General features: G+C 51.5%; 2 protein-coding genes. Both read left to right on the top strand.

Annotated features, from left to right (window positions below; translation table 11 throughout):
* The first annotated feature begins 528 nt into the window (after positions 1 to 528).
* Positions 529 to 1,467 carry a hypothetical protein gene (locus tag ACTG3X_RS14345; RefSeq protein ID WP_439111958.1) on the top strand — a complete coding sequence of 313 codons (939 nt, stop codon included), beginning with the start codon at positions 529 to 531 and terminating at the stop codon, positions 1,465 to 1,467.
* A 10-nt stretch (positions 1,468 to 1,477) separates the two neighbouring features.
* Complete coding sequence (locus ACTG3X_RS14350) at positions 1,478 to 1,834, top strand: hypothetical protein (protein ID WP_439111959.1); 357 nt, start codon at positions 1,478 to 1,480, stop codon at positions 1,832 to 1,834.
* Positions 1,835 to 2,399 lie beyond the last annotated feature (565 nt).

Raw genomic sequence — 2,399 nt, forward strand, 5'->3', positions numbered from 1 at the left:
AAAAACCAACTGGTCACGCCGTGGTGCTTTGGCGCTTCTGTTCACCTCACCGCTTGTTGCCTGTTCCTCGGTGCAGCCGCGCATCTATAGATGAAGACTGGCCTGTCGGACGCAAGGCCCGCGCAGCAGCAACAAGCGGGCGTACTCTGGCCCGCCAGTTTCACGAAGAGATAGGGGCAACACCGCTAAATTGGCTCAAAGCCGAAAGAGTGTTGTGAGCTGCCGCACTGCTGGAAAATGGTGCAATTCCACGTTCTGATGTTTGGAGCCTGTGTGGGTTTTGATCTGCCGAAACACTACGGCGCGAGTTTTGCAAAATGATGGGCATTGCGCTGACGCGATACAAAGAACGGCTTGGTGCGCCATTCGCTGTCTAGAGGCCAGAAGCCCTCAGCTCGCTACAAGTGAATTGTGAGCTAAAGCGAGCTCCAAACGCCAAAAGATAATACTGAGCGCGAAAGAAAATTTTAGTTCGGCCTGTCTGGTTGGTAGCGGTGATGGAATTTTTTCATCGGAGCCAAAGTAAATATGAAACACACCCTATCGCGCATTCTTGGCGCAACTGCCCTGTCTACCGTGAGTGTGGCCGCATTCGCTGATGGTCTTGACCCAACTGTGCTCACTGAGGGCCAAGTGATCGGGCAGATAAGCCAGCTTGCAACCGTTTCAGGTCGCACCGGTATGAGTGCGTATTCGTTTGCGCCTGAGTGGTCAGAAGAACTTGGCTTCTCTGCGACGGGTGCTGTTGGTTTCAGGCTTCAAGACAAGTCCGCGCTCGGCCTGATTATGACGGGTGGGGAGCGCAAACGCGAAGTCTTGTTGAACTTCGGTCTCGAACTGGACGCTGAACGTCAGGTTGTTTTGACAGCAGGCCAGCTGCAAGAGCGCCTCGAGTTCGGAACGGACGCAAACCAAGAGTGGGTCAAGCAAAACGAGTTTGGTCTTGCCTATGAAACAGCTGATTATGCGTTCAGTGTTTACCACGTGGACTCTGAAACGACAGATAACTTTGTCGGCGCCAAGTCGACGGGTGCTGAGCTGAGCGGCAGCGTAGACGTTTCTGATGCGCTGACCATGGGTTTTGGCGCAGGTTATCAGACGCTTGATTGGGACGATGGCTCCGAAGGTGTCGACGGCCTCACAGCAAGCTTTGATCTCGGATACCAAGCGAATGCAACGACGCGCTTTAAAGTATTTGCCGACCACAACATGTCTGAAAACCAAATCGGATTTGGTGGAAGCTTGGCGCTTGGCGCAGGCACTTTGGAGGCAATTTATACACGCATTGGCGGGCGCGTTGGTGCGATAACAGATGACAACAGGTTGGCTGTAGCCTTTGCGATGCCTCTTGGCGGGCAAGGCAACGCGACCGTGTCGCGCAATAACTGCGAGCGGCTTGTCTGTAATGGCGCGTTCGTCGAGAACACTGCTGTCAGATGTGATGACGCGACCTGGCTATCTGCCTGAGCGGGTGATTGTGAAGGCTGCAGCTGGCGAAGCAGTCGTCGACAACTCCTGTGACAACCCTTTGGCTACGCCTTTCACAACTGACGGCAGCCTGTCAGGAGGATATGTAAATACATTTCTTATTGGTGGTCAGGAAAATAATAATCTGAGAGGATTTATAGCCCTTCCCTCCACAGGAACCTATGATTTGTACAATCGTGGCGGGGATGAGAATTACACTTTTGGCGGTTCGAAAGAGATAGATGTTACAGTAGACTACCAATATGGTGACACCAGTGGCGAGCTTCCCATTGGTGGTAATATCTACATTTTTGTTGAAGGTGAGCCCAACTGTTATACTCGTTACTTTATTATACAAGAAGACTAAGAAAAGCTGCATAATGTCGGGGCTTCGGTTGCTTGTTGAAAGCAGTCTGGTGGTTACCAAATCTGGACCTTCTCGACTAAGTAATATCGCAGTCTGACAAAAAAAACATAAAGCCTGACTTCACTGTCAGGCTTTATTATTTTTGTGTAACTTCGAAATGCTGCCTTCAAACCAACTCCACAACCTTCACCCGCGCTGCCCCATCTCCTTCGATGTACCGCTGCGTGACTGCCAACGACGAATGCTCGGCTAGCGTCTGAATATCCAGCAACGACCCACCAACGCTGTTGGTTTGCCCCTACCACATTTATGATGAAGGCTCGGTGTCGGGTCGGTGAGGGGCTGTCCTCGTAGTTCTCTTTGTCTTGATATTGATCGTTTTTGTGCTCGACACATCCGCAGCCAAACATGCCGCTGAAAGCCAGCGTGTAAACCAGCCTAAGCCACACCCTATCAGGAGGGTGCAATTATTAGGACGTATCCAAGAAAATAAGGTGGAGGCGAGTAGGAGAATCGAACTCCTGTACACGGATTTGCAATCCGCTGCGTAACCACTCCGCCAACT

The organism is Lentibacter sp. (assembly GCF_965658795.1).
In the GTDB taxonomy this organism is placed as follows: domain Bacteria; phylum Pseudomonadota; class Alphaproteobacteria; order Rhodobacterales; family Rhodobacteraceae; genus Lentibacter.

Coding starts and splice junctions, on each gene's coding strand:
- ACTG3X_RS14345 (WP_439111958.1), top strand. CDS start 529: ATGAAACACACCCTATCGCGCATTCTTGGCGCAACTGCCCTGTCTACC.